Below are 22,703 nucleotides of genomic sequence, written 5' to 3'. Positions count from 1 at the left end.
GTGGTTTAATTGGAGTTATTGGAAACACCTTGATGATCTGGAACGGCCTCTTGCGCGTTTTCTATCAATCCCCAAAGCGCCAGCAGCGGTTTGTCGGTTGACCTCATTGAATGGACAGCCGATGGGGGATTGAACACGACACTACCGGCCCCGGGACTCCACCATCCGGCGTCTTCTCGGTACCATTCACCCTCCGATAAAGCGAGGTAGAACTCGGCGGGGGGATGCCTGTGGAGCGGGTAATTAAGTTCTGGCTCCATGACTGCCAATCCCAAGGTCATTGTCGAGCATTGAAAAAGGCCACCCTTGCCAAAAATCAACGCATGCCGGTGACTTTCTTCAAAGTCGGCATCATCCTTTTCGGTAGCGAATCGCTTTATCCAGCGGCTGCTGGGTAGCAGCATCTCAATAGCAGAAAGCAGAATTGCGAAGTTGGGCTTCATCCTGGGGGCATTTGACAACGCCTCAGTCACCGTGGACTCCAGGGACGAGGGCAGTGGACCGCCTGATAAAGGACCGAGGCCGATGTCCAAACGAGCATTACCTAAGGCTCGAATACACGCCCCAGTATCCTCAACACCGATGCCACACGCGGGTGAGTAACGGACCAGAATTCGCATGAGTGCTTCGCGCAGAATCACCCCATGCATCAAGAGTTCTTGCTCTGATAAATCACACTTGGATCGCATGATCCTTTACCTCGTAAACGCGCCTGACAGATTACGCTACTGGTGTAGCGTGATTCGCTCCTGGCCGGTTTATGGTGAACTAGATTTCATAACGACTCTCTTTTGAAGGCGGATGACCGAAGAGGGCGCTATAACGTCTGCTGAAATGACCCGCGGAGACGAATCCGCATGCGATCGCAACATCAATCATTGCAAAGCTTGAGTTCTGTATCAGGCGTTTGGCTTCGGTGAGCCTCAACTCCAGATAGTACTTTTGAGGAGGCGTACCTATCTGACTTTGAAAAAAGCGTTGGATCTGGCGTCTGGAAAGTTTAACGCAGTGTGCAAGTTGATCGAGGTCTAAGGGTTCTTCCAGATTAGACTCCATCAGCGTGATCACTTCTCGCACCGGCGCAGTTACTTTAAGGTTTTGGGTTTTAGCGGTAGTACGAAATCGCGACTGCTCAGAATCCAGCACATCGGACACAGCAGCAGCCACCTCGTGATCAACAGACTTATGGAGCCACTTGATCATGACTTGAAATGCGCCTGCGGGCGTCGAAGCTGTGAGGCGGTCTCGATCGACTACTACGGTGTCCAGTGTCACAGTCGTGTTGGGGACGTACTCGGCCAGCGCTATTCGTTGCTCTGCATGAATGGCGCAGCGGTACCCATCCAAAAGACCTGCCTTTCCAAGATACCAGGCGCCATTCCACAGGCCGCCCAGTGCGATAGGCAGGCTGGCAAGCTTGTGCAAAAGTCTGATTAGCCAATGTGGAACCGTTCTCGGTGTCCGTGAGCCGCCGCACACCACCATTAAATCCAGGTCTGAGATTCGGATGTCGGTCAATGGGGTGTCCGGTCTGATGGGTATTCCCACGTCGCTCAAGACTTCAGAGTCGTTTCGACTGAAAGTAGAAATTTTTACAGCGCCTGGCCGAATTTGATTTGCCGTCACCAATACGTCCAGGCACTGCGTAAAGCAGGTGAGGGAAAAGTTATCCAGCAATAGAAATCCTATGCTTGACACTTTACGAGTATCCAGGCGGGAACCTATGAGCTTGGAGCCGGCGTTCTGGGAATGCACACTCAAATTCCTCTTGTTTTTGTCGAACGGTACTTCTGCTGACTCGTGCGGATTTGACCTGCATTAAAGTTGTCAGAGTGCTCCTTATATGGCGAACACCGCTGAATGATGCTTATCAAAGCGCCTTTGAAGCGGCAGCTGTTTCAGTGACACGCTTTTCCATCAGCTCGCAGTACCAATCGATGAATTGACAAACGCCGTTCTCCACCAACGGTGAGTAGGGACCGGGTTGATAGGCTGGTGAGGTCACGCCAACTTGGGCGCCTTCTACCAGACGTCGATCTTGATCGTTGGTCGCCATCCACACTTTCGTGAGGCGTTCGACATCGTAATCCACCCCCTCTTGAGCGTCCTTGGGCACCAACCATTTGGTAGTTACCACCGTTTCTCCAGGGCCTCGTGGCAAAACCCGGAAGCTCAGAGCGTGATCGCCAAGAAAGTGGTTCCAAGTCGATGGATAGTTGAAGTACAGCAGCGCGCCGATATTCTCTACTCCGCTGCGATCCAGGCGTCGATTGACGGCAGGTTTACCGTCCATGGTGTAACTACTGGCGCCATGGTCGAGCGGAATACGCGTCATACGAAACTGTCCCGCCGGATCCATAGCGAGCCGACTAGCCAAGCCACCAGCTTCGCAAGTGTTCCAATAGGCCGTCAGCTCAGGGGGTTCCTCGCCGCCGATCCCTTGTACCGATGCAAGCTCGGTATAAGATTGGAGTAGTTCCGGGTGCGTACCGTCGCAGTGGTAACACTCTCGGTTATTCTCAAACACCAGTTTCCAATTGCCTTTCTCCACCAGGTTGGCTTCGAACGCAACTTTGCAATCCTCCAGGTGGTGAGGGCCAATAAACGGAGATACCGCGCTTCGGAATTTTTCGAAATCAGGTGCAAGCTTTGCCACACAGACGTAAATGTAGCTATGCACCACCTCGCAATGAGCGGGCAACAGATCGTGGCCCGCTGTGTTGAAATCGGGGCCCATGTTGCCGGCGAACAGTAGCTTCCCGTCTAACTCGAATGTCCATTTGTGGTAGGGGCACACTAGCTTTGCCACCTTTCCCTTATCCTCGGTACAGACCTTTGATCCACGATGGCGGCACGCGTTATGAAACGCACGAATGTTGCCGTCTTTCCCTCGCACCACGGCGACAGGGAAATCGCCGATTTGCAGTGTCAAATACTGTCCCGGCTTTTCCAGCTCGAAGGTGTGACCCGCGAAGATCCACTCCTTATGCCAAATCTGTTCTAAATCTTGGCGATAAACTTCCGGGTCGGCATAGGTCGCGCCCGGCAACCCATGCTGGGGTTTACGTTGTTTGATAAGGTCTAATACGGCAGTGTATTTCTGCATTTTTATGTGCACTCTCAAATCTAAAATCGGGCTTTTTTTGCATCGACCGTAGCCGTTCGGAGAGAACTGATTACAGATGTACCATTGGCTCGCAAGGGCTATTACGCCCCAGCCAATTCAGATAATCTTTTGCTGGAGAGCCTCCCCCTACAGATCGCTGGGGCTTGTAATCAGTCTAGAGCGAGGCCCGTGGCGGGAAGAATCGATTTTTTAAAGGGGCTACTGATGATCTACAGTAATGATTAAGCAAAATGAACCTGATCAAACGCTGATCAAGATGCCGTCTCTACGTGCCGTCAAAGCCTTCGTAGCGGCGGCCAGGTATCAAAACTTTACGCGCGCTGCTGAGGCTCTTTGCGTTACCCAGGGTGCTATCAGCCGCCAAATACGTGAGCTAGAGGTTCATCTCGGAACGGAGCTTTTCGACCGGGCAGGCCGGGCGGTAAAGCTCACGGATGCGGGTTCTAATTTCTATGACGTGGTTCAGCTTTCATTTACCAGCATTGCTCAAGCGGCTGAGCGAATGCGCAGTAATACCACCTCTAAGCATGTGGTAACCCTGTGCTGCTCGCCTGCGTTCACCAATTTTTGGCTTGGCCCCCGATTACCTTCTTTCTTCGAATCCTACCCAGAGATCGATCTAAACCTAGTCGTTACCCAAAACTTTCTATCGATGGAGAGCGGTGTTCATCCAGATTTCATCATTTGCAAAATGATGAAAAGCCACGACGGTTATCACAGCCAGCCACTCGTATGCGACGTCATTTATCCGGTCTGCACTCCTCAGTATCTGGCGCAGCATCCAGAGCTGCAATCCATTCAAGATCTTCGAGATGGAGCATTGCTGAACCTCAGTCCCTTTGGCCGTTCACAGGTGGCTGAGCATGTGGATTGGAGCGTTTGGTTTGCTCATCACGATATCGATCTCAAAGCTCGACCCAGTCATGCTCCGCATTTCTTTAATGCTAACGACTACAACGTTCTCATCCAGCTCGCATTGGCCCACCAAGGTGTTGCCTTAGGGTGGCATTACCTTGTCGCTCCCCTGATCGAAAAAGGGCTCCTGATCCGACCAGTCAAAGAAAAACTGGTGCATAGAGAAACCCTTCATTATTTGAATTTCAATGAGGACAAAGCCCGTGATCCCAGCTGCTGCAAGCTGCGCGACTGGCTCGAAGAACAGTTCGGTAGCGGATTGCGGCAGGATCCCGACGACTCAAATGCATGAGGTCAGCTCATCAATTGATCGGCGTATAAGTCGCTATGTCCCAATCTCTCTTGTCATTATTCTTTCACCATGAAAAGTGAATACGAAATGAATGTTTCAAGGTGATGAGATGAAGTTTATTTCCTGATTATTTAGTTGTTGTTCCAGAGGCGGGTTCTCGTACCTGTTGTTCCGTGAGCTCTCGTGGAATAGAAAAGATAAATCTGCCATTTGTTGAGCGCTTAACAAGCGGAAAGTAGAAGCTCGCATTCTCGCATTTGATTTGGCAAATGTCGCCGGCGCTTGGTCGTGTGAAAAAGTGTCCGAATAAATTTATACCAAGCTATTTGGTTGCAGGTGCAGAGATAATTTGCTTGGTGCACGCGAATCATTACTTCCAGCTGAGAGCTATCTGGCTGGACTTTCCAGAAAAGAACAAGTGAGGTTTTAATCGATGTCCGCATTCGCTTTTTCCGGTGTCAATCTGGCAATCACGACTCCATTTGATGCGCAGGGAAAAATTGATTACCCGCGTTTTGAAAGTTTGATTGAACGCTACATCTCCGCTGGTGTACATGGGTTTGTCCTGAGCTCCGGCACGGGCATGCATGTTTACCTCAGCAAGGAAGAGTCCAAGCAACTCGTGGCCTTTGGTTCCAAAGTTATCAATGGCCGTGCTCGAGTGATTGTGCAAACGTCCGCCTTGCTTGCAGATGAAGTAGTGGAGCGCACCCGTCATGCAGCGGAATGCGGGGCGGATGGCGTCATGGTGTTGCCGCCATTTTTCGAAGGCCCAACTGATGACCAAGGGATTATCGACTTCTATTCCACCGTCTCTGAAGCCGGGCTGCCAATCATCGGCTACAACGTGCCTCAGGCCGTCGGCGTAGAAGTCACGCCATCGCTGTTTCGCCAATTGAGCGAAATTCCAAACTTTGTATCGGTCAAAGACAGCAGCGGTGATCTTGCGGCGCAGGCATCACTGATCCGTACCGGTTTGCCGACGATGAATGGCGCCGACCCGCTGGTGCCATACGCGCTTTTCGCCGGTGCTGCAGGCTTGATTTGGGGGGGGGCGAACATGGCGCCACGTTCTTGCGTAGCGGTGGTAAAAGCCGCTCTGGAACAGGATTGGGGTCGTGCTCGGGAGATCTGGCGCTCGCTCGAGCCCGTCATGTCGTTGATCTGGCAAGGCGACTATGTCCAGTCCGTTTATGCAGGTTCCGAGATCACTGGTTACGGGGCGGGAAATCCTCGTCGACCATTGGCACGCCTATCTGCTGACAAAATAGATGCGCTCAAGGCCGCTCTTGAACCATTGATCGTTCTCGAGTCCAAACTCGCTTGACGTCTTGGGAGTAGAAGTCATGTACGTGGCCACTAAATTTCCGAAGAACAGCAGTCGTTCAGCTTGGGTTGAGATGCTCGCTCCACGGGCACCGACCACATCGCTTCATGGCGATGTAATTGCTGATGTTGCAATCATTGGCGCTGGCTTCGCTGGTCTGTCTGCCGCGCGACGGCTATCTCAGCTTGATCCGACATTGCGAGTTGCCGTCCTGGAGGCGGGCGTTGTCGGGGAGGGGGCCACGGGGCGTAACTCAGGATTCATTATTGATTTGCCCCATGAAGTCAGCTCGGAAGATTTTGGTGGCACATCAACAGAGCGGGCTCTGCGGGATATCAAGATCTATCGCACTGCTATTAGCTTGGCTACGGACATGGCGGAAGAAAACGGCTGGGGGCCTGAAATCATTGATCCCTGTGGCCGCTACAGCGTAGCGATTAGCCAGAAGGGCGACGCCCACATCGTTACTTATGCACGCCAGCTGCAGGGTTTGGGTGAGTCCCATCAGATCCTTGATGCCAAGGGCATTTATGAGGTGACTGGCAGCCGTATCTACACCTCCGGGCTGTACATGCCGGGAACTGTGATGGTGCAACCTGCAGCCTATATTCGTGCCGTTGCAGATTGCCTGAGAAAGCCAGTGACCTTGTACGAGAATTCGCCGGTACAGTCCTTTGAAAAGCAGTCTGGTCGTTGGTTGCTGAAGACTTCCGCAGGTTCGGTCACGGCCAAACGAGTCATCCTGGCAAACAATGGCCACGCCCAGAGCTTTGGCTTGTTTCGCGGGCAGATGTTGCATGTCTTCACCTATGCTTCCATGACTGAACCTTTCGATTCGAAACGTCTCGGCGGAAAACGCGACTGGGCAGCGACACCGGCCTTACCGATGGGAACTACAGTGCGTCGTGTGAGTGGTGCTGAGGGTGACCGGATCTTGATTCGCTCACGTTATTCATATCACGCGGGGTTGGAGATCAACGATGGTCATGTGCAAAGCGCCGGTCGGGTGCATGACCGTAAGTTCGCCGATCGTTTTCCTGACCTTGTAGGGCTGAAAATGCAGTATCGATGGGGCGGGCCTATGGCGTTGACCTGGAACAGCGTGCCGATATTCGGGGAAATTGAACAAGGCCTGTTTGCGGCCTGCGCGTGCAACGGTTTAGGTGCGTCGAAGTCTACAGCCGCCGGTATCGCTGCTGCAGAAGCGGCCCTGGGAATGAAATCTGAGTTGGTTGAGATTTTCTCCAGCTATGACCCACCGAAAAATCTGCCGCCTCAGCCGTTTCTTAGTATCGGTGCGAAGGCTGACTTAAGGCTCCGTGAATGGCGTGCAGGGCGAGAATAAGTCCCTTGGACGTTGGGTAAGCTAACTACACTTCCATTAAGGAGCTCGACCATGAGTGATCTTTTAAAGGGAGCTGAATATGCGCAAAACCCAGCGACGGTTCCCTACGGGATCGAAAGAACGCCAGGTTTTAAAGCCCAAAGCCTAATCGTGTACCGCCAGCGCCAAACACTTGGCAGGGCGATAACTCGGATATCCGTTGGCAAGAATTGCGTGTTGGAAAAGAAGTTTAAAAATCACGAACGCAATGTCGCCCGAGAAAAGGCGACCACTCAACCTCTGTAGGGGAAATACCATGAAAACGATTTGGAAAGCGGTGTTCGCTTTGCTGATGGTGATAGGAACTGTTTTGCCAGCACAGGCAGAAGAGAAGACCATCACGATGGGTACCATGGCTTGGGAGGATTTGTCGCCGACTTCACTTATCACCAAAAAGGTTTTGGAGGATCAGGGTTACACGGTCAAGCTCACTGAATTTTCCGAGTGGGGGATAGCCTTCGCAGCGCTGGGTAAAGGTGACATCGAAATGTTAGTTTCCCCAGTGAACTATCTTGCTCAAGACTATTGGGATCGTGGTAAGAATCGTTACGAAAAAATTTCACCTGTTTCCGACGGTTTGTATCAGGGGATTGCGGTTCCCAAATACGTAAACATTGACACGATCGAGCAGTTGAATGAGAGCTCCGCCAAATTCGGCGATAAGGTTATTGGTATTGAGCCTGGTGCTGGCCTGATGCGTAGTACCAGCGAAGCCATAAAAGCCTATGGCGTAAAACTTCAACTGGTTGAAGGCAGTACCGCAGCGATGACGGCTGCACTTAAGTCCGCAGTGGATCGCAAGGAGTGGGTCGCTGTCACCATGTGGGATCCATCCTGGATGACTCAGAAATTTGACCTCAAGTATTTGGCTGACTCAAAGGGAATCTATCCCCCATCGCAAACCTATTACTGGATTGGTCAGAAAGGCTTTTCTGAGAAGCACCCTCGCGCCAGAGAAGTGATTGCCAGTATTTTTGTTCCGATCACTGATATCAAGGCAATTAACGGCGATATAAAGGACGGAAAGTCGGTAGACGAAGCAGTCAAAGCCTGGATTGCCAAGAATGGCGATTTGATTCAGCGTTGGGAAAACAACAAAAAAAATTAAGACCGGTATTTATTTAGCTGCCGAACTTTAACGAACAATATTTAAAAAAAGGTTCGATAGGATTTGCTATGGCTACTACAAGTTTAGACGTAAATAATGTGTTGGTGAGCTGCGAGTCGGTCTGGAAGATTTTCGGCGAGAACTCGGCTGAAGCAATGAAAGCCGTTGTCGAAAGAGGGCTGACAAAAAAGCAGATTCTTCAAGACTATAGCTGCGTCGTAGGTGTGTCTGACGTCAACCTAGAGGTTCGCCGTGGTGAGATCTTTTGCATCATGGGCCTGTCCGGCAGCGGTAAATCGACACTGATCCGATTGCTTAACAAATTGATCACGCCAAGCTCCGGCAAGGTGCTGGTCAAGGGCCGTGAGCTGTCGTCGCTCAGCGCCGCCGAATTACGTGCGGTACGGGCACGGCAGATCGGGATGGTATTTCAGAGTGTGGCCCTGTTGCCGCATCGTACTGTGCTTGAAAACACCGCGTTCGGGTTGGAAGTACAGGGCGTTCCAAAAGCCGAGCGGTTGAAGGTCGCTGAGGCGGCATTAACCAAGGTTGGCCTGGCCGACTGGACTAAGCGTTACCCGGACGAACTATCCGGGGGAATGCAGCAGCGGGTGGGCCTGGCTCGCGCGCTTGCTGCAGACCCGGAAATTATCCTCATGGACGAGCCTTTCAGCGCACTTGATCCGCTAATACGGCGTCAGTTACAGGACGAATTCCGCCAGCTTACAAAGGAACTGGGCAAGTCAGCTGTCTTCATTACTCACGACCTGGACGAGGCGATCCGGCTAGGAGATCGCATCGCGATCATGAAAGACGGAATGATCATCCAGGTGGGAACCGCCGAGGAAATAGTTCTAAATCCGGCCGATGATTACGTAGCAGAGTTCGTCGCGGGTATATCGAGGCTCCACCTCGTCAAAGCCAACTCGGTGATGACGCCGGTTGCGCTCTACAAGGCGGCGTACCCCAACGTTGATGTAAGTCGACTGCCAACCACGCCTCCAGACGCCGACCTTGATCACATCATCGGCCTTGCGGTAGCAAATGATCGCGACGCGATCGCCGTGATGGACGCGGGTGTCATCACAGGGGTGATCACCATGCGCGATTTGCTAAGAGGCGTACAAGGTACTGCTAACGAATATGCACACCCGGTTGATCAGGCGCTGGCGGAGGTGTCTTCATGAATGTCGAAAATTTCCCTGGCAGCTTTGACTCAACCGTCGACGCGGGGCTTGAATGGCTTTCCGACAATGGTTCGGGACTATTCGATGCGGTAAACGACGTTCTGAAAGGTATTTACGAAAGCCTTCTGTGGCTATTCAACCTTCCGCCTTATTACGTTGTTGCAGTGCTTATCGCTTTGCTGGGGTGGCGTCTCGCCGGGCCACGCTTCGCTGTTGCTGCTTTGATCGGAATGCTGTTCTGCGCATTTATTGGCTTGTGGCCAGAAACCATGAGCACGCTGGCACTGGTCGTCGCAGCGACGTTGATGGCTCTGCTGGTAGCCATTCCACTGGGTGTGGTTGCCGGGTTGCTTCCGGTGCTGGATCGCATGGTCGAGCCCACGCTCGACATGATCCAGACCATGCCGCCCTACATTTACCTCCTGCCTGCCATCGCGCTTTTAGGCTATGGCACAGGCACGGCGCTGATCGCGACATTTATCGTGGCGTTGCCACCGGCGTTTCGCCTGACATCGCTTGGCATTCGCATGACGCCCAATGAGTTCATCGAACTTGGCAATGCCAGTGGCGTCACTGGCTGGCAGATGTTCTTGAAGATACGGTTGCCCTTCGCAATGCCAAGCATCATGGCCGGCATCAATCAAAGTCTCATGATGGCTTTCGGCATGGTAGTGATTGCTGGCATCGTCGGCTCTGGTGGCTTGGGTGAGACCATATATGGCGCGATACGCACGCTCGATATCGCCAAATCAATTAACGGTGCTATCGCAATCGTTATTCTCACGATGGTGCTCGACCGTTTGGCACAGAGCGCCGCGGCTGCATATGAGGGGAAACGACCATGAGCGCACCAGAAATCCAGTTTTCCCCTGGCAAATATATTGCGCCGTTCGTAGATTGGTTCAACACCAATCTTCACGGTGTCTCTAAAGCCATAAGTGTGGTGGTTGAAATAAGTCTGCGCGCAATTGAAGGTGCACTGTTGGCCCTGCCGCCGTTAGCAGTGATCGCCATCGTCGCTATCACTGTTGCGCTGATCGTTCGAGTACGTGTCGCTGTGTTGGCGGCAGTGATGCTGGGTTATTGCCTGATCTCCGGACTTTGGATTGCTTCCATGCAAACCATTGCGCTGGTCTCGGTGGCCGTACTGATATCAGTGTCTATTGCGTTTCCGCTTGGCATTCTCGCCTCACGGGTGAAGCGTTTCGACGCCGCAGTGCGACCGGTGCTAGACGTAATGCAGACTGTTCCACCGTGGGTCTATCTCATTCCTGCGGTAATGATTTTCAGCCTCGGCCGTGTCCCCGCAATCATCGCCACCGTGGTGTACGGGATTCCTCCCATGCTGCGGTTGACCACACTGGCGCTTAACCAGGTACCAAAGGAAATGGTCGAACTGGGAATTGCCATGGGTGCCACAAAACGCTCGATTCTTTTCAAGATCGAGATTCCTCTGGCCACTCCTACGCTTTTGGTGGGGCTGAATCAATGCATCCTGTTATCGCTCGCAATGGTGGTTCTTGCTGGGTTGGTAGGAGGAGGCGGCTTGGGCGCGGAGGTCACTCGAGGACTCACTCGTATGGAGATGGGGCTCGGTCTGCGAGCGGGACTCGCCATCGTAGCTGTCGCGCTACTTTTAGATCGCGTTAGCCGTGGATTACTTAATCGAAATAATCGGCCTTTGGCTGCACGTTAAATAGGGCATGAGGTTTTCATTTTGTCTAAATGAAAATCTCATGAAACGTCCAGTGCTATAGCCGTGTTGCACAGAAACTCGATCTCTAGACCCAACCAGCCACATCACTAAGTTAACAAATATTTAGCCCTTGATTTACCTAGAGCACTGGAGACAATACTTTGAACTTTGACGGCATTTTTACGCCTGCCATCACTCCGTTGTCTTCGGATGGCCAGATTAATTATTCGGCCTTTGGCGAGGTTATTGAATACCTGATCGAGTCCAAGGTTCATGGCATTGTTGTTGGTGGGTCGACCGGTGAGTATTACGCTCACACGGTAGCTGAGCGTGTAAAGATTGCTGGCCGTGCAAAAGATATTATCAACGGTCGTTTGCCGCTCGTTGTGGGTACCGGAGGGATTCGAACTGAAGACTCTGTCTACTTTGCCGAGAGGGCAAAGGAGCTTGAGGCAGATGCTCTTATGGTAGGTTCTCCTCCTTACGCGCTGCCCACTCAAAAAGAAGTTGGCGCTCATGTCCTGGCAGTGGACAGAGCCGCTGGACTTCCTATCATGCTTTACAACTACCCGGCCCGGATGGGCGTCGCGATGGACGAAGAGTTCTTCGACGCCATTGCACCCTGCAAGAATATCGTCGCTATTAAGGAAAGTTCAGGCGAGATGAATCGTCTTCATCGTCTGGCTCAATCGCATCCGTCAATCCAAATATCTTGTGGTTGGGATGATCAAGCTTTGGAATTTTTTGCTTGGGGGGCTCGCAGCTGGGTTTGCGCGGGTTCAAACTTCATCCCCCGCGAACATGTTGCGCTCTACGAAGCCTGTGTCATTGAAAAAGACTTCGCTAAAGGACGCCGCATCATGTCGGCAATGCTTCCATTGATGTTTTTTCTCGAAGGCGGAAGGTTCGTTCAATCCATCAAGCATGGCAGTGAATTAAGCGGATTACATCCCGGTGGTGTTCGGGCTCCATTGCAACCATTGGAGGAGTCCGAGAAACAACAACTGAAAGAAATTATTCGAACCCTCAAACAAAACGTAGCCCAAATCATTGGGGAGGCTTGAAATGGCAGATCTTCTTAGTAAAGAGGCATATCGCGAACTTGCAGGTAAGCTTGAGTTGCGCAATCAGGCATTTATCAACGGAAAGTTTCGTGATGCGATATCGGGCAAAACGTTCACTACGACCAACCCAGCAACGGGTGACGTTCTAGCTGAAATCGCCGCGTGCGACTCTCGAGATGTCGACGAGGCCGTGGCAGCAGCCAAAGAGGCATTTGAGGACGCCCGCTGGCATTCGCTCTCGCCTTCTGCTCGCAAGTCTGTATTGCTGCGTTTCGCTCAACTGCTTGAAGAGAATTCGCACGAATTGGCGGTACTCGAAAGTCTGGACAGCGGCAAACCGATTCGTGAATGCCAGAACATCGATGTTCCCGAAACAATTCATACGCTGCGTTGGCACGCAGAACTCATCGACAAAATTTACGATTCGACCGCGCCAGTGGGTTCGGGAGCCGTCACGATGGTCGTGCGTGAGCCCATCGGAGTCGTCGGTCTTGTTTTGCCGTGGAACTTCCCGCTATTGATGCTTGCCTGGAAAATTGGCCCATCGCTGGCAGCAGGTTGTTCGATCGTGGTCAAGCCCGCGAAGGAAACCACGTTGAGTACGCTGCGCGTGGCTGAACTGGCTTATCAGGCGGGTATCCCCGCGGGCGTGTTCAGCGTGGTGCCTGGTAGTGGCAAAGAGGCCGGTGAACCATTAGGCCGGCACGCGGATGTCGCGATGGTCAGCTTTACAGGCTCTACTGACACTGGCCGGCTATTTCTAAAATATTCCAGTGAGTCAAACCTGAAGCGCATCGTTCTGGAGTGCGGAGGCAAGAATCCTGCAGTCGTGATGGACGATGTCGAGGACATTGATCTCGTCGCGCAGCACGTGGTGAATGGCGCCTTCTGGAACATGGGCGAAAACTGCTCTGCATCTTCTCGCTTGATCGTTCATAGCGATATCAAGGACGATCTTTTGAAGCGTATCCAGGTTCACCTGGGTGATTGGAAAATGGGGGATCCGCTCGACCCTGAAAATCGCCTGGGCTCGATGATCAGCACAGCTCACTTTGAAAAAGTGCGCTCTTACATCGAATACGCCAAAGCCGAAAAATTTGATGTGCTGGTGGGCGGGAATACTACGCAAAATATCTTTGTGGAACCCACCATCGTTGATGGAGTAGGCCGTGATAGCCGGTTGTTCCAGGAAGAAATCTTCGGCCCCGTCCTGAGCGTAACAACGTTCAATACTGTGGATGAGGCTATCGATTTAGCTAACGACACGGCTTATGGATTAGCGGCTTCTGCGTACACCGGTAACCTGCGCAATGCATTGAAGCTTTCGCGCGGCATTCGTGCAGGAATTGTGACCGTCAACTGCTTCGGCGAAGGCGATGCGTCCACACCTTTCGGCGGGTACAAGGAGTCTGGTTTTGGTGGTCGAGACAAGTCCATTTGGGCACATGATCAATACACTGAGTTGAAAACCATCTGGATCGATGCGTCCTGACTCAGATTAACGGCATCTGGTTAAAGGTCGCCTCCACTGCATTGGTTGGGGCGATTTTTACGTTGAGCTGAGTGGCCCTTCTGACCCGAAGCCATATACGTAAAAGATTGTGGTGATAACGGCGGCATGCAATTTTTTTGCTCGATTGTATCGTTTTATCTTCAATAAAAGGGTGCCTCGAAGTGATAGAACCGCGAATTTTTTGTGGAACAATAAAAGGGGAAAATTTTCGCTATCTCAAGGATGAGAACCCAACGACAGTTCCCCGTTCGGGGGTGGGTTTTATCCTTCTTGATCACTTTTCCCTCCCATCATTTACCAACGCATTGGACGCGCTTGTAACAGCGAATCTATTGCGGCCTGAACTTTTCAGTACCTGTACGTTTACGCTTCATGCGCGGGAAGTGATGAGTGACTTGGGAATCATTATCCGCCCTGATCAACAGCTTTCATCCTATCCACTGAGCGATCTAAAACTATTGATCGTGTGTGGCGGACTTCGGACACCACTACGCGCTGATGCTCACTTGTGCGCTGTGCTCAAGAAAGCCGCCGAGAAGGGAGTAGCTTTAGCTGGTCTCTGGAATGGAGCTTGGTTCTTGGGGCAAGCAGGTTTGCTGGATACATACCGTTGTGCCATTCACCCCGAGCACCGGCCAGCTCTTGCAGAGGCGGCACAGCACAGCCAAGTTACGAGCGAGAGTTTTATTGCTGATCGTGATCGTTATACGGCTGCTAGCCCGAGCGGTGCGTTTCATATGGTATTGGATTGGATCGGTCAGTTTCATGGGGCAGGCCTGGTAGATGGCATCTCGGACATCCTGGCATTTGAAGCCTCACGGTATCGACGTCTGAATCCAACGCTCCACGTCAAGATGGCAGCGCCTTTGAGAGAAATCGTCAAATTGATGGAGGCGAATCTCGAAGAACTTTTGGGTTTAGAGCAAATGGCACGCTGGGTCAATCTGTCCAGGCGCCAAATCGAACGGTTGTTCAGAGCTCAGTTGGGCACTACACCACAGCGTTACTACCTCGAACTTCGGATAACTGAAGCGAGGCGCCTACTGCAGCATTCCGGTCTAACCATAGTTCAGGTAGCTGTGGCCTGTGGATTCGTCTCGCCGAGCCATTTCAGCAAGTGCTATTCGGCTTACTTTGGTTATTCCCCTTCCCGAGAAACACGAATGGAATTTTGAATGCCGGAGCCCCTGATCAGGTTCTTGTTATGACTGCACTCCAGCTGAAAGATCCGAATACACAACTGGCTCGGTGCTTGGAATGGCAATCCGGCTGCGCCGACACTTTATATGAACCACTATGTAATAACGGTCTGGCTGGGGGCGCCATGCAGCATGGTGCAGCTAATGTGACTTGCGATGTATGAAAACAATTACGGAGCTTAAATGAACATCAAGCAAAAGCTAACTGGGGCATTCGCGATCATCGCGTGTTTGCCCGTCATTGTTGTCGCCAGCATTGTAATCATTAATCTGCGCAACGAGGCCACGGAAAGTTTTGTCGAAAACAGTGGGCGTGAAATACGTCAGGTCGAGAACGGCATGCAATTGTTCTTCGATAGTATCAGCCAGAACATCGATTACCTTGCGTCCAATCCGCTGGTAGCCACCGCCGGTAACGATCTCAAAAGTTCGTTGACGCCCGAACAGGAAAACCTGCCCGAGCCCGAATTGGGCAATAAGATCGTTGCGCTGTTTGATCGCATGGCGAAAAGCCACCCCTCGTATTCCTATATATCATACGGTCTGGCTAATGGCAGTTACGCGTTTTGGCCTGCGGGGCAGAAGTTGAGCAACTATGATCCTCGTGTGCGTCCTTGGTATACGACCGCTCTGGCTAACCTGGGCAGAACGGTGCGCACCGATGCCTATTACTGGTCCGCCGATGATGCAGTGATGATCGCGACCGTACGCGCGATACCCAATGCACTGGGCAACCCGGGTGGGGTGATGAGCATTGATGTGACACTCAAACAACTGACCAACATTGTCAAACAGATCAAACTTGGTGAAACCGGCTACCTGATGTTGATGGAAAACAGCGGCAACGTGTTGGTCGACCCCAAGCAGCCCGAGCATAATTTCAAGAAGCTTGGTGAGCTGGGCGGTGGTTTCAGTGAACTGGCCAAAACTCCTAAAGGTCTGACAGCAGTAGAGCTTGATGGCGAGCGCTACATGGCTAACGTCTATCCTGCTGACAAACTGGGATGGAGTTTCATCGGGCTGATCAAGCAGGACGAAGTCATGGCTTCGGCCAATAAGTTGACTTGGCTGATAGGTATCATCGCTTTGGTACTGGCTGTCGTCTTTGCACTCGTCGGCGCCACTTTCGCCAGTTTTATCGTGCGCCCGATCAGGGGCGTGTCAAGCGGCCTGGAAGGCATCGCCCAAGGCGAAGGCGACTTGACCGTCACCCTGGCAGTGCGCGGCAACGACGAAACTGCGCAACTAGCAGGGTGGTTCAACCAATTTCTGGGCGCGATCCGTAGGCTGATCCAACATATCTCCAGTGCCGCCAGCAGTATCCTAGCAGCATCGCATAGCTCCACTCAGGTCTCGGGTGATATGGCTAAGGCCGCCAACCGCCAACGTGAAGCGGTGGACATGGTGTCCACTGCCTTCCATGAAATGGTCGCTACTGCCAACGAAGTCGCCCGTTCTTGCAGTCAGGCTGCCGAGTCCGCCGACACAAGTCAGCAACAGGCTCGCGATGGTCAACGGCAGATCGATGATGCAGTAGAAAGCGTTGACCGGCTCAGCGAAGAAATATCCCGCTCCGCGCAGGACATGACGCAATTAGAGCGAGACAGTAACGACATCCAGTCAATTCTCAACACCATCCGCTCTATCGCCGAGCAGACCAATTTGCTGGCCCTCAACGCCGCCATCGAAGCTGCGAGAGCGGGCGAGCAGGGGCGTGGCTTTGCTGTGGTGGCTGACGAGGTCAGGGCCTTGGCGAAGCGTACCGCCGACTCTACTGCCGAGATCGACAGCTTGTTGGGCAATCTGGCCCGGCGCACCGCCTCGGTGGCGCAACAGATGCATTCTAGCCTTGAGGTCTCGCAGCAGTCGGTGAGTAAGATTGGCCAAGCTCGCACCAGCTTTGGCCAGATTCGCGAATCGGTGGACGTCATCCGCGATATGAACACCCAGATTGCCACCGCCGCCGAAGAGCAGCATCAGGTGGCCGAAGACATCAACCGGCACATCAGTCAGATTCATGGTGATGCACAACTGGTGGTCGAACTGGCGCAATTGTCGCGTACTGACTCGCAAAGCCTGGCGTCGCTATCCAATGAGCTGGACGGTCTGGTGCGGAAGTTCCGCACCTGATGACGTGTTCTGGCTTTAGCTGGGATTTGCGCGATCTTCATTCCTCGCTAAACGGCTACACGTACCCGGTGTCACATATGTGTGGTCAAGCAACGACGTAGTATCCACTACGAACGGGGGCACTGCCCGAGCCTGTGTGGCGCGGTGAGGAGGCCAGTGGCGAGTTGGTGGGGCCGTGGCAAAGCGGCCTCGCCGACATCAGGAGGGAAGTACTTAACATCTGACCCATTACACTCCGCGCAGAGCTGTTTCGTCTGGACGCCCAGCGCTGCAGTTGGTCGGGATTCCGGCGCGACTCCGTCATCAGTTCGGGTTTGAGACAGCCCTCATACAGTAGTTCGCCAACCCGATGCTCAATGATATGGTCGCTTTGGTTGAGCAGGCTTGCAGTGCGCCTGGTCATGACAGGCGTTCTACGATGGAAATCGCACTGCCTGGCCCGACTCTTTGCCAAGGGCAAGCCCAGCACCAGGGCATGCAGTTGTTCGGCACCTAATTCCATCTGAGAGCCGTGTCGAGAACCCGGCCAGAAGAACTGGCCTTGATGCAGGCGGCGCGCCGCCAGCCAAATACCGAACCCGTCGTGCATCAGCACTTTAATGCGATTGGCGCGGGGGTTGGCAAACAGATGAGCGCAGTGCAGCTGCGCCGCACCGAACACGATGACCACCCGCGCCAGCGCGGTTTCAGTATCGGCGCGCATGTCCATGGGTTCGGTGGCGAGCCAGATGGCGTCGATGCGAATCATTGCCACAGATCTCGAAGGAAGGTCGCGCAGGCGGCCGCGTTATCGGTCGTCACTTTGACAGCGCCACACGGGTGCTGGATTTCAACGCAGATATTCGATGATGCAGCTTGCGAGTTTTCTCCGGCTAGCTAATGGGTCACGGAATAGAAGCAGGTTGCAGCTCCGTGTTTTTTTGCGTTTGCAGCCGAATCCATTTGTGGACGAGGTTCGTGTTGAGGCTATGGCTCAGCGCGTCGCTGGCAATCGAGGTGCCGGGCTGGGTGCACTCTTGAATGACTTGGACTTTGAAGGATTTGGAGTAGGAACGGCGTTGTGGCTGCATGAAATACCCGCTTAAAAGGCTAGAACCGGTGCCCACTTAAATTTAAGTGCACACCATGTCTTGGCTTTGCAGGGCTGGGTAGATGACTTCGCCGGACGGACACTGACGGTCGACGAGTTGACGGCTACGTGAAACAGTATTGGCCGATTCTCAAGAACCGATTGCTGGCCGGCGAATACCCCCCGCAAGGTGTACACGACGTCGAAATCCCCGAACTCAAAGGCGGAACCCGGCATTTGGGCATTCCCAGCGTCGTGGATCGCCTGATCCAACGGGCACTGCTGCAACAGCTCACGCAGCTCTTCGATCCGCTGTTCTCGGGCTACAGCTACGGTTTTCGTCCGGGCAGAAGCGCTCACCAAGCGATCGAAACCGCACGCGGCCATGTGGAGGCGGGTGTGGAACTTGACCTGGAAAAGTTCTTTGATCGAATCAACCACGACATCCTGATGGCCCATGTGCAGCTTCACGTCGAAGACAATCGGTACTCAAGTTAATCCGCCGTTATCACGAAGCCGGGGTGATGCCGGGCGGGATCACCAGCCGCCGGCAGGAAGGGGCGCCGCAAGGCGGCCCGCTCTCGCCGTTGCTGTCGAATTTCCTGCTCAACCATCTCGACCGCGAGCTGGAGCGGCTGGGTCATTGCTTCGCGCGTTATGCCGATGATGTGAACATTTTTGTGCGCAATCAGCGGGCTGGCGAACCACTCCGTCCAGAAAATATTTTTCAATGACTCAACTCGTGCTTTCCACGGTATCCGTACAACACTCTCCACAGTGCTCAACGATCGGCAGGACCAAACTTTACGATCGGCGCCATACCAGGCAAGAAGATGCGCCAACCTTCAAGGTCCGTTACTGATGGGGGATAGCGCCGGTGAGACACACCAACTGCCACTTGCGGATCACTTATGCAGAGATCATCCTGAATCGTACCCAAGTTGTGTGTTGAGGCGTGGCCGCCTACCAGGATTCCTGTCGACTTTCGGTAACCGAGTCGCGGATGTATAGCAGCTGTTTATGCGCTGCGTAGCCCGCGCAACGATGATGTGTCACGCGGATATCGACGACAGGGGAGATCGCCTCATCCGATCGCGTCTTGCCGCCAGGCGGATCCGGCGCCTAACGATTAGAAGAAAGGAGGTCGTATGCGCTGTGCAAACTGCGGATTCGAGAATCCCTCCGGGGCCAGCTTCTGTGAAGCGTGCGGCGCCAGGTTGTCTTGCAGTTGTCCGCGCTGTGGCCACGAGGCGGGCCTTTCCGATAAATTTTGCAGTGAATGCGGCGCACCGCTAACCGATGCGTCTGCTGCGCCATTACCGCGCCCCCGGCCTGTTTCAGAGCCTTCTCCAGCACCCATTCATTACACACCCCACTACCTTGCCGAGCGCATCCGCGCCGAACAGGCCGCCATGGAAGCCCGGGGCGAGACCGCCGGAGAACGCAAGACCATCACGGCGCTGTTTGCCGACATGGCTGGCTCTACGGCGCTGATCCACGACCTCGATCCGGAACAGGCCCAGCGCCTGATCGAGCCTGTCGTCGCGATGATGATGGAAGCCGTCCACTACTACGAAGGCTACGTGGCCAAGACGCTGGGCGATGGCATCCTCGCGCTATTCGGTGCCCCCATCGCCCATGAGGACCATCCGCAGCGGGCGCTGTATGCGGCGCTACGGATGCAGGAGGCGATACACCGACATGGCGACTGCATTCGTCTGGAGAAAGGCATTCCGTTGCAAATCCGCGTCGGCATCCATACTGGAGAGGTCGTCGTGCGTTCGATCCGCACGGACAGTTTACACACCGATTACGATCCGGTCGGGCACACTATCCACATTGCATCCCGGATGGAGGGAATCGCCGCGCCATCGTCAATCCTGGTGAGCGAGTCCACCCACAAGCTGGCGGAGGGCTATTTCGAGTTCAGGACTCTGGGGGCCACCCAAGTCAAAGGCATTCCCGATCCGCTTGTCGTGTATGAGGTGCAGGGTCTCGGCGCGCTGCGCACGCGCCTGCAACTGGCGGCACATCGCGGGCTGGCCAGGTTCGTCGGCCGCCAGCTCGAACTGGATCACCTGCATCAGGCACTCGATAAGGCCAAAGCGGGCCACGGGCAGGTTGTCGCGGTGGCAGGCGAGGCGGGGGTCGGGAAGTCGCGGCTGTTCCATGAGTTCAAGGAAAGCTCGCGGCGCGGCTGTCTGGTGCTGGAGACTTTCTCGGTGTCGCACGGCAAGGCCTTTGCCTATTTTCCGCTCATCGAGCTTCTGAAAAGCTATTTTCAGATCACTGCGCTGGACGACGAGCGGCGGTGCCGGGAAAAGGTCATGGGCAAGACTCTGACGCTCGAGCGCAGCTTCGAGGATCTTGTGCCCTACCTGCTCTATCTGCTGGGAATTGGCGAAGGCAGTTCGGCGCTCGCGGAAATGGATCCTCAGATCCGGCGCGATCGCATCTTCGACGCGATCACGCAACTTCTGGCGCGCGAGAGTCGCGATCAGCCGATCGAACTGCTGTTCGAGGACTTGCAATGGCTGGACCGCGAGACCGAAGCATTCCTCGCGTGCCTCATCGACCGCGTGGCGAGTGCTCCGATCCTGCTCCTCGTGAACTACCGGCCCGAGTATCAGCCTGCGTGGACGCGCGCGGGTCATTGCAGTCAGCTTCGGCTCGAGCCGCTGGGCCCGGCCGAAGCCCAGGGACTGCTCGCGGCCCTGCTAGGGGACGATCCCACCCTCGTCCCCCTCAAACAACTCATCCTGGAGAAGACGGAGGGCAACCCTTTCTTCATGGAGGAAGTGGTGCAAACGCTGGTCGAGGAGAACTCGCTGCTCGGTGAACCCGGCCGTTACCGGATCGAGCAAACTCCTTTTGCGCTGCATATTCCCACCACCGTGCAAGGTGTGCTCGCTGCCCGTATCGACCGGCTCCCCGTTGCGCAGAAGGAGTTGCTGCAGACGCTCGCCGTCATCGGCAAGGAGTTTGCGTTCAGTCTGATCCAACGCATCTGTGATGGACGTGGCGCTCGGAATGACGACGATTTACGCGATCTACTGGCCCGACTGGAGGCCGCGGAGTTCATTTACCAGCGGCCTGCATTTCCGGAGGTGGAGTATTCGTTCAAGCATGCCCTGACCCAGGAGGTCGCGGGCCACTCGCTACTCACGGAGCGGCGTAGCGCACTGCACGAACGCACGGCGCAGGCCATCGAGGCACTGTTCCCCACCCGCATCGCCGATTATTGCAGCGAACTGGCGCACCACTACAGGCTGAGCGGCAATGTCCCGAAGGCCGTGGAATACCTGCACCGTACCGGGCAACAGGCCCTTCAGCACTCCGCCCATCTAGATGCAATGCGTCACCTCGGCGCGGCGCTGGAATTGCTTGAGCATTTGCCCGACACGCCCGCGCGTGCTCATCAGGAACTGACGTTGCTGCTCTGCTTGGGGCCGGCCTTGATGGTCGTGCGGGGCTATAGTGCGCCCGAGGTGGCGGCCACCTATACCCGTGCACTGGCGCTATGCGAGCAAGTAGGCGACGACTCGCTTTTCCCTGTGCTGCTGGGGCTGCGGACTTACTACGAGTTACGTGCGCAATACTCAACTGCATGCGAACTGGGTGAGCGATTGCTCAGTGTTGCGCAAACTGCGCAGGATCCGGACTTGCTCGTGGGAGCTCATGCGGCACTCGGGGCGACATTGTTTTTCCAGGGTGATCTGCGCAATGCCCTTGAACACCAGGAGCGGGCGCGTAACCTCTACAACCCGGAACGTCATCGCACTCATACCATTACATACGGCATGGATCCGGGCTACGCCCTGCCATTTTCGGCCTGGTGCCTTTGGTACTTGGGTTTTTCCGATCAGGCACGCACGCGCAGCCGGGATGCTCTTGCTCTGGCCAATAAGATTTCCGACCCGTTCAGCCTGGCCTTCACCCTGTCTGCTACGTCGATACTGGGACAGTTTCGGCGCGACGTACAACTCGCCGAAGAGTGTGCTGATGCCGCCATCAAGCTTTCACTCGAACATGGGTTTCCGTGTTATTTGGCGTGGGGGACTATTCTCCTAGGTTGGGCTCGCGCCGAGCAGGGGAGTACTGACGAGGGAATTGCTCAAATAACTGAGGGAATCGCTACTTATCAAACAGCCGGAGCAGAGCTTGGGTGCTCTTATTTTCTGGCTCTGCTGGCCGCTGCTCATGGGCGCGCCGGGCAACCGCAGGCAGGATTGGATGTCGTGACCGACGCTCTGGCTATGGTGAACAGAACAGGCGAGCACTTTTACGAAGCTGAACTGTACCGGCTCAAGGGAACGTTTACCCTCCAATGTCCGGGTGAAGACAGACAGGATTCTTCCGTGCAGCAGGAAGCGCAAGCATGCTTTCACAAGGCGATCTCGGTCGCTCGACAGCAAGGTGCAAAGTCACTCGAGCTACGAGCCACAGTGAGCCTTGCTCAGCTTTGGGAAACACGAGATAAGGAGGCGGCCAGGCAGATGCTGGCCGACATCTATAGTTTCTTCACCGAAGGCTTCGACAGCGTTGATTTGCTACAAGCCAAGGAGCTGCTCGATGCATGGGCATCAAATGTGGGGTGAACGATCGATGACGCATGGTGCTGAATGAAGCAGCGGCGTGTCGTCGGCAAGTGCGTGACGGGGCGAAGCACTGCGCCAAGCACCCGATGCGGCC

Annotated in this window: 18 protein-coding genes and 2 pseudogenes; 15 read left to right on the top strand and 5 right to left on the bottom strand. The window is 54.3% G+C overall.

Translation table 11 applies throughout. The features are described 5' to 3' along the window. Nucleotides 1-5: 5 nt before the first annotated feature. From ACEN9A_RS14980 to ACEN9A_RS14970, 3 genes are all read right to left on the bottom strand, one after another. Nucleotides 6-473 carry a dimethylsulfonioproprionate lyase family protein gene (locus ACEN9A_RS14980; RefSeq protein ID WP_413386448.1) on the bottom strand — a complete coding sequence of 156 codons (468 nt, stop codon included), beginning with the start codon at nucleotides 471-473 and terminating at the stop codon, nucleotides 6-8. 295 nt (nucleotides 474-768) lie between these two features. Next, nucleotides 769-1,755, bottom strand: a complete 987-nt coding sequence (locus tag ACEN9A_RS14975) for a GlxA family transcriptional regulator (protein WP_413386446.1) — start codon at nucleotides 1,753-1,755, stop codon at nucleotides 769-771. A 115-nt stretch (nucleotides 1,756-1,870) separates the two neighbouring features. Then, on the bottom strand, nucleotides 1,871-3,106 hold the full coding sequence (locus ACEN9A_RS14970; protein WP_413386444.1) for an aromatic ring-hydroxylating oxygenase subunit alpha: 1,236 nt from the start codon (nucleotides 3,104-3,106) through the stop codon (nucleotides 1,871-1,873). 238 nt (nucleotides 3,107-3,344) lie between these two features. Between ACEN9A_RS14970 and ACEN9A_RS14965 the strand changes: the two genes are divergently transcribed. The 13 genes and pseudogenes from ACEN9A_RS14965 (at nucleotide 3,345) to ACEN9A_RS14905 (ending at nucleotide 16,942) form a co-directional block, all read left to right on the top strand. Next, entirely contained in the window at nucleotides 3,345-4,334 is a 990-nt protein-coding gene (locus ACEN9A_RS14965; protein WP_413386442.1) for a LysR substrate-binding domain-containing protein, read from the top strand. 433 nt (nucleotides 4,335-4,767) lie between these two features. Then, entirely contained in the window at nucleotides 4,768-5,661 is an 894-nt protein-coding gene (locus ACEN9A_RS14960) for a dihydrodipicolinate synthase family protein (protein WP_413386440.1), read from the top strand. Nucleotides 5,662-5,680: 19 nt separating this feature from the next. Then, nucleotides 5,681-7,006, top strand: a complete 1,326-nt coding sequence (locus ACEN9A_RS14955) for an NAD(P)/FAD-dependent oxidoreductase (RefSeq protein ID WP_413386438.1) — start codon at nucleotides 5,681-5,683, stop codon at nucleotides 7,004-7,006. A gap of 51 nt (nucleotides 7,007-7,057) precedes the next feature. Then, a complete protein-coding gene (locus ACEN9A_RS14950; RefSeq protein ID WP_413386436.1) occupies nucleotides 7,058-7,291 on the top strand; it encodes a hypothetical protein in 234 nt (77 codons plus the stop codon). A gap of 10 nt (nucleotides 7,292-7,301) precedes the next feature. Beyond that, the gene (locus ACEN9A_RS14945) at nucleotides 7,302-8,153 is read left to right on the top strand and encodes a glycine betaine ABC transporter substrate-binding protein (RefSeq protein ID WP_413386434.1); all 852 of its coding nucleotides are present in this window, start codon (nucleotides 7,302-7,304) and stop codon (nucleotides 8,151-8,153) included. A gap of 68 nt (nucleotides 8,154-8,221) precedes the next feature. Beyond that, nucleotides 8,222-9,340 (top strand): quaternary amine ABC transporter ATP-binding protein, encoded by a 1,119-nt coding sequence (locus ACEN9A_RS14940; RefSeq protein ID WP_413386432.1) that lies wholly within the window; start codon nucleotides 8,222-8,224, stop codon nucleotides 9,338-9,340. Further along, nucleotides 9,337-10,185: an ABC transporter permease gene (locus ACEN9A_RS14935; RefSeq protein ID WP_413386430.1), complete on the top strand. Its 849-nt coding sequence runs from the start codon at nucleotides 9,337-9,339 to the stop codon at nucleotides 10,183-10,185. Before ACEN9A_RS14940 ends, ACEN9A_RS14935 begins: the two co-directional genes overlap by 4 nt. Next, a complete protein-coding gene (locus ACEN9A_RS14930) occupies nucleotides 10,182-11,036 on the top strand; it encodes an ABC transporter permease (RefSeq protein ID WP_413386428.1) in 855 nt (284 codons plus the stop codon). The genes ACEN9A_RS14935 and ACEN9A_RS14930 overlap by 4 nt, the downstream gene beginning before the upstream one ends. Nucleotides 11,037-11,197: 161 nt before the next feature. Then, nucleotides 11,198-12,100: a dihydrodipicolinate synthase family protein gene (locus tag ACEN9A_RS14925; RefSeq protein ID WP_413386426.1), complete on the top strand. Its 903-nt coding sequence runs from the start codon at nucleotides 11,198-11,200 to the stop codon at nucleotides 12,098-12,100. Nucleotide 12,101: 1 nt separating this feature from the next. Continuing rightward, nucleotides 12,102-13,592 carry an aldehyde dehydrogenase gene (locus ACEN9A_RS14920; RefSeq protein ID WP_413386424.1) on the top strand — a complete coding sequence of 497 codons (1,491 nt, stop codon included), beginning with the start codon at nucleotides 12,102-12,104 and terminating at the stop codon, nucleotides 13,590-13,592. A 182-nt stretch (nucleotides 13,593-13,774) separates the two neighbouring features. Further along, nucleotides 13,775-14,788, top strand: coding sequence for a GlxA family transcriptional regulator (locus ACEN9A_RS14915; RefSeq protein ID WP_413386422.1), 1,014 nt, complete (start codon nucleotides 13,775-13,777; stop codon nucleotides 14,786-14,788). A gap of 207 nt (nucleotides 14,789-14,995) precedes the next feature. After that, a pseudogene (locus tag ACEN9A_RS14910) lies at nucleotides 14,996-16,084 on the top strand (HAMP domain-containing protein); the annotation flags it as partial. Nucleotides 16,085-16,174: 90 nt separating this feature from the next. Beyond that, on the top strand, nucleotides 16,175-16,942 hold the full coding sequence (locus ACEN9A_RS14905; protein ID WP_413386519.1) for a methyl-accepting chemotaxis protein: 768 nt from the start codon (nucleotides 16,175-16,177) through the stop codon (nucleotides 16,940-16,942). 85 nt (nucleotides 16,943-17,027) lie between these two features. Here the strand turns inward: ACEN9A_RS14905 and tnpB are convergent, their stop codons facing one another. Together tnpB and ACEN9A_RS14895 are read right to left on the bottom strand one after the other, a co-directional pair. Next, nucleotides 17,028-17,690, bottom strand: coding sequence for an IS66 family insertion sequence element accessory protein TnpB (gene tnpB, locus ACEN9A_RS14900; RefSeq protein ID WP_413386420.1), 663 nt, complete (start codon nucleotides 17,688-17,690; stop codon nucleotides 17,028-17,030). Nucleotides 17,691-17,826: 136 nt separating this feature from the next. Next, nucleotides 17,827-18,012: a transposase gene (locus ACEN9A_RS14895; protein ID WP_413386418.1), complete on the bottom strand. Its 186-nt coding sequence runs from the start codon at nucleotides 18,010-18,012 to the stop codon at nucleotides 17,827-17,829. Between the two features lie 122 nt (nucleotides 18,013-18,134). Here ACEN9A_RS14895 and ACEN9A_RS14890 point away from each other — a divergent pair. Both ACEN9A_RS14890 and ACEN9A_RS14885 read left to right on the top strand, forming a co-directional pair. Next, nucleotides 18,135-18,715: pseudogene (locus ACEN9A_RS14890) on the top strand (reverse transcriptase domain-containing protein); the annotation flags it as partial. A gap of 444 nt (nucleotides 18,716-19,159) precedes the next feature. Beyond that, complete coding sequence (locus ACEN9A_RS14885; protein ID WP_413386416.1) at nucleotides 19,160-22,609, top strand: adenylate/guanylate cyclase domain-containing protein; 3,450 nt, start codon at nucleotides 19,160-19,162, stop codon at nucleotides 22,607-22,609. The last annotated feature ends 94 nt before the right edge of the window (nucleotides 22,610-22,703 follow it).

It is taken from the genome of Pseudomonas sp. Pseusp18, assembly GCF_059506005.1.
Note: the sequence above shows the minus strand (reverse complement) of the source record. Positions and strands in the feature narration are given on the sequence as shown.

Coding starts and splice junctions, on each gene's coding strand:
- ACEN9A_RS14920 (WP_413386424.1), top strand. CDS start 12,102: ATGGCAGATCTTCTTAGTAAAGAGGCATATCGCGAACTTGCAGGTAAG.
- ACEN9A_RS14940 (WP_413386432.1), top strand. CDS start 8,222: ATGGCTACTACAAGTTTAGACGTAAATAATGTGTTGGTGAGCTGCGAG.
- ACEN9A_RS14885 (WP_413386416.1), top strand. CDS start 19,160: ATGCGCTGTGCAAACTGCGGATTCGAGAATCCCTCCGGGGCCAGCTTC.
- ACEN9A_RS14945 (WP_413386434.1), top strand. CDS start 7,302: ATGAAAACGATTTGGAAAGCGGTGTTCGCTTTGCTGATGGTGATAGGA.
- tnpB (WP_413386420.1), bottom strand. CDS start 17,690: ATGATTCGCATCGACGCCATCTGGCTCGCCACCGAACCCATGGACATG.
- ACEN9A_RS14960 (WP_413386440.1), top strand. CDS start 4,768: ATGTCCGCATTCGCTTTTTCCGGTGTCAATCTGGCAATCACGACTCCA.
- ACEN9A_RS14970 (WP_413386444.1), bottom strand. CDS start 3,106: ATGCAGAAATACACTGCCGTATTAGACCTTATCAAACAACGTAAACCC.
- ACEN9A_RS14930 (WP_413386428.1), top strand. CDS start 10,182: ATGAGCGCACCAGAAATCCAGTTTTCCCCTGGCAAATATATTGCGCCG.
- ACEN9A_RS14905 (WP_413386519.1), top strand. CDS start 16,175: ATGGCTAAGGCCGCCAACCGCCAACGTGAAGCGGTGGACATGGTGTCC.
- ACEN9A_RS14935 (WP_413386430.1), top strand. CDS start 9,337: ATGAATGTCGAAAATTTCCCTGGCAGCTTTGACTCAACCGTCGACGCG.
- ACEN9A_RS14895 (WP_413386418.1), bottom strand. CDS start 18,012: ATGCAGCCACAACGCCGTTCCTACTCCAAATCCTTCAAAGTCCAAGTC.
- ACEN9A_RS14965 (WP_413386442.1), top strand. CDS start 3,345: ATGATTAAGCAAAATGAACCTGATCAAACGCTGATCAAGATGCCGTCT.
- ACEN9A_RS14955 (WP_413386438.1), top strand. CDS start 5,681: ATGTACGTGGCCACTAAATTTCCGAAGAACAGCAGTCGTTCAGCTTGG.
- ACEN9A_RS14950 (WP_413386436.1), top strand. CDS start 7,058: ATGAGTGATCTTTTAAAGGGAGCTGAATATGCGCAAAACCCAGCGACG.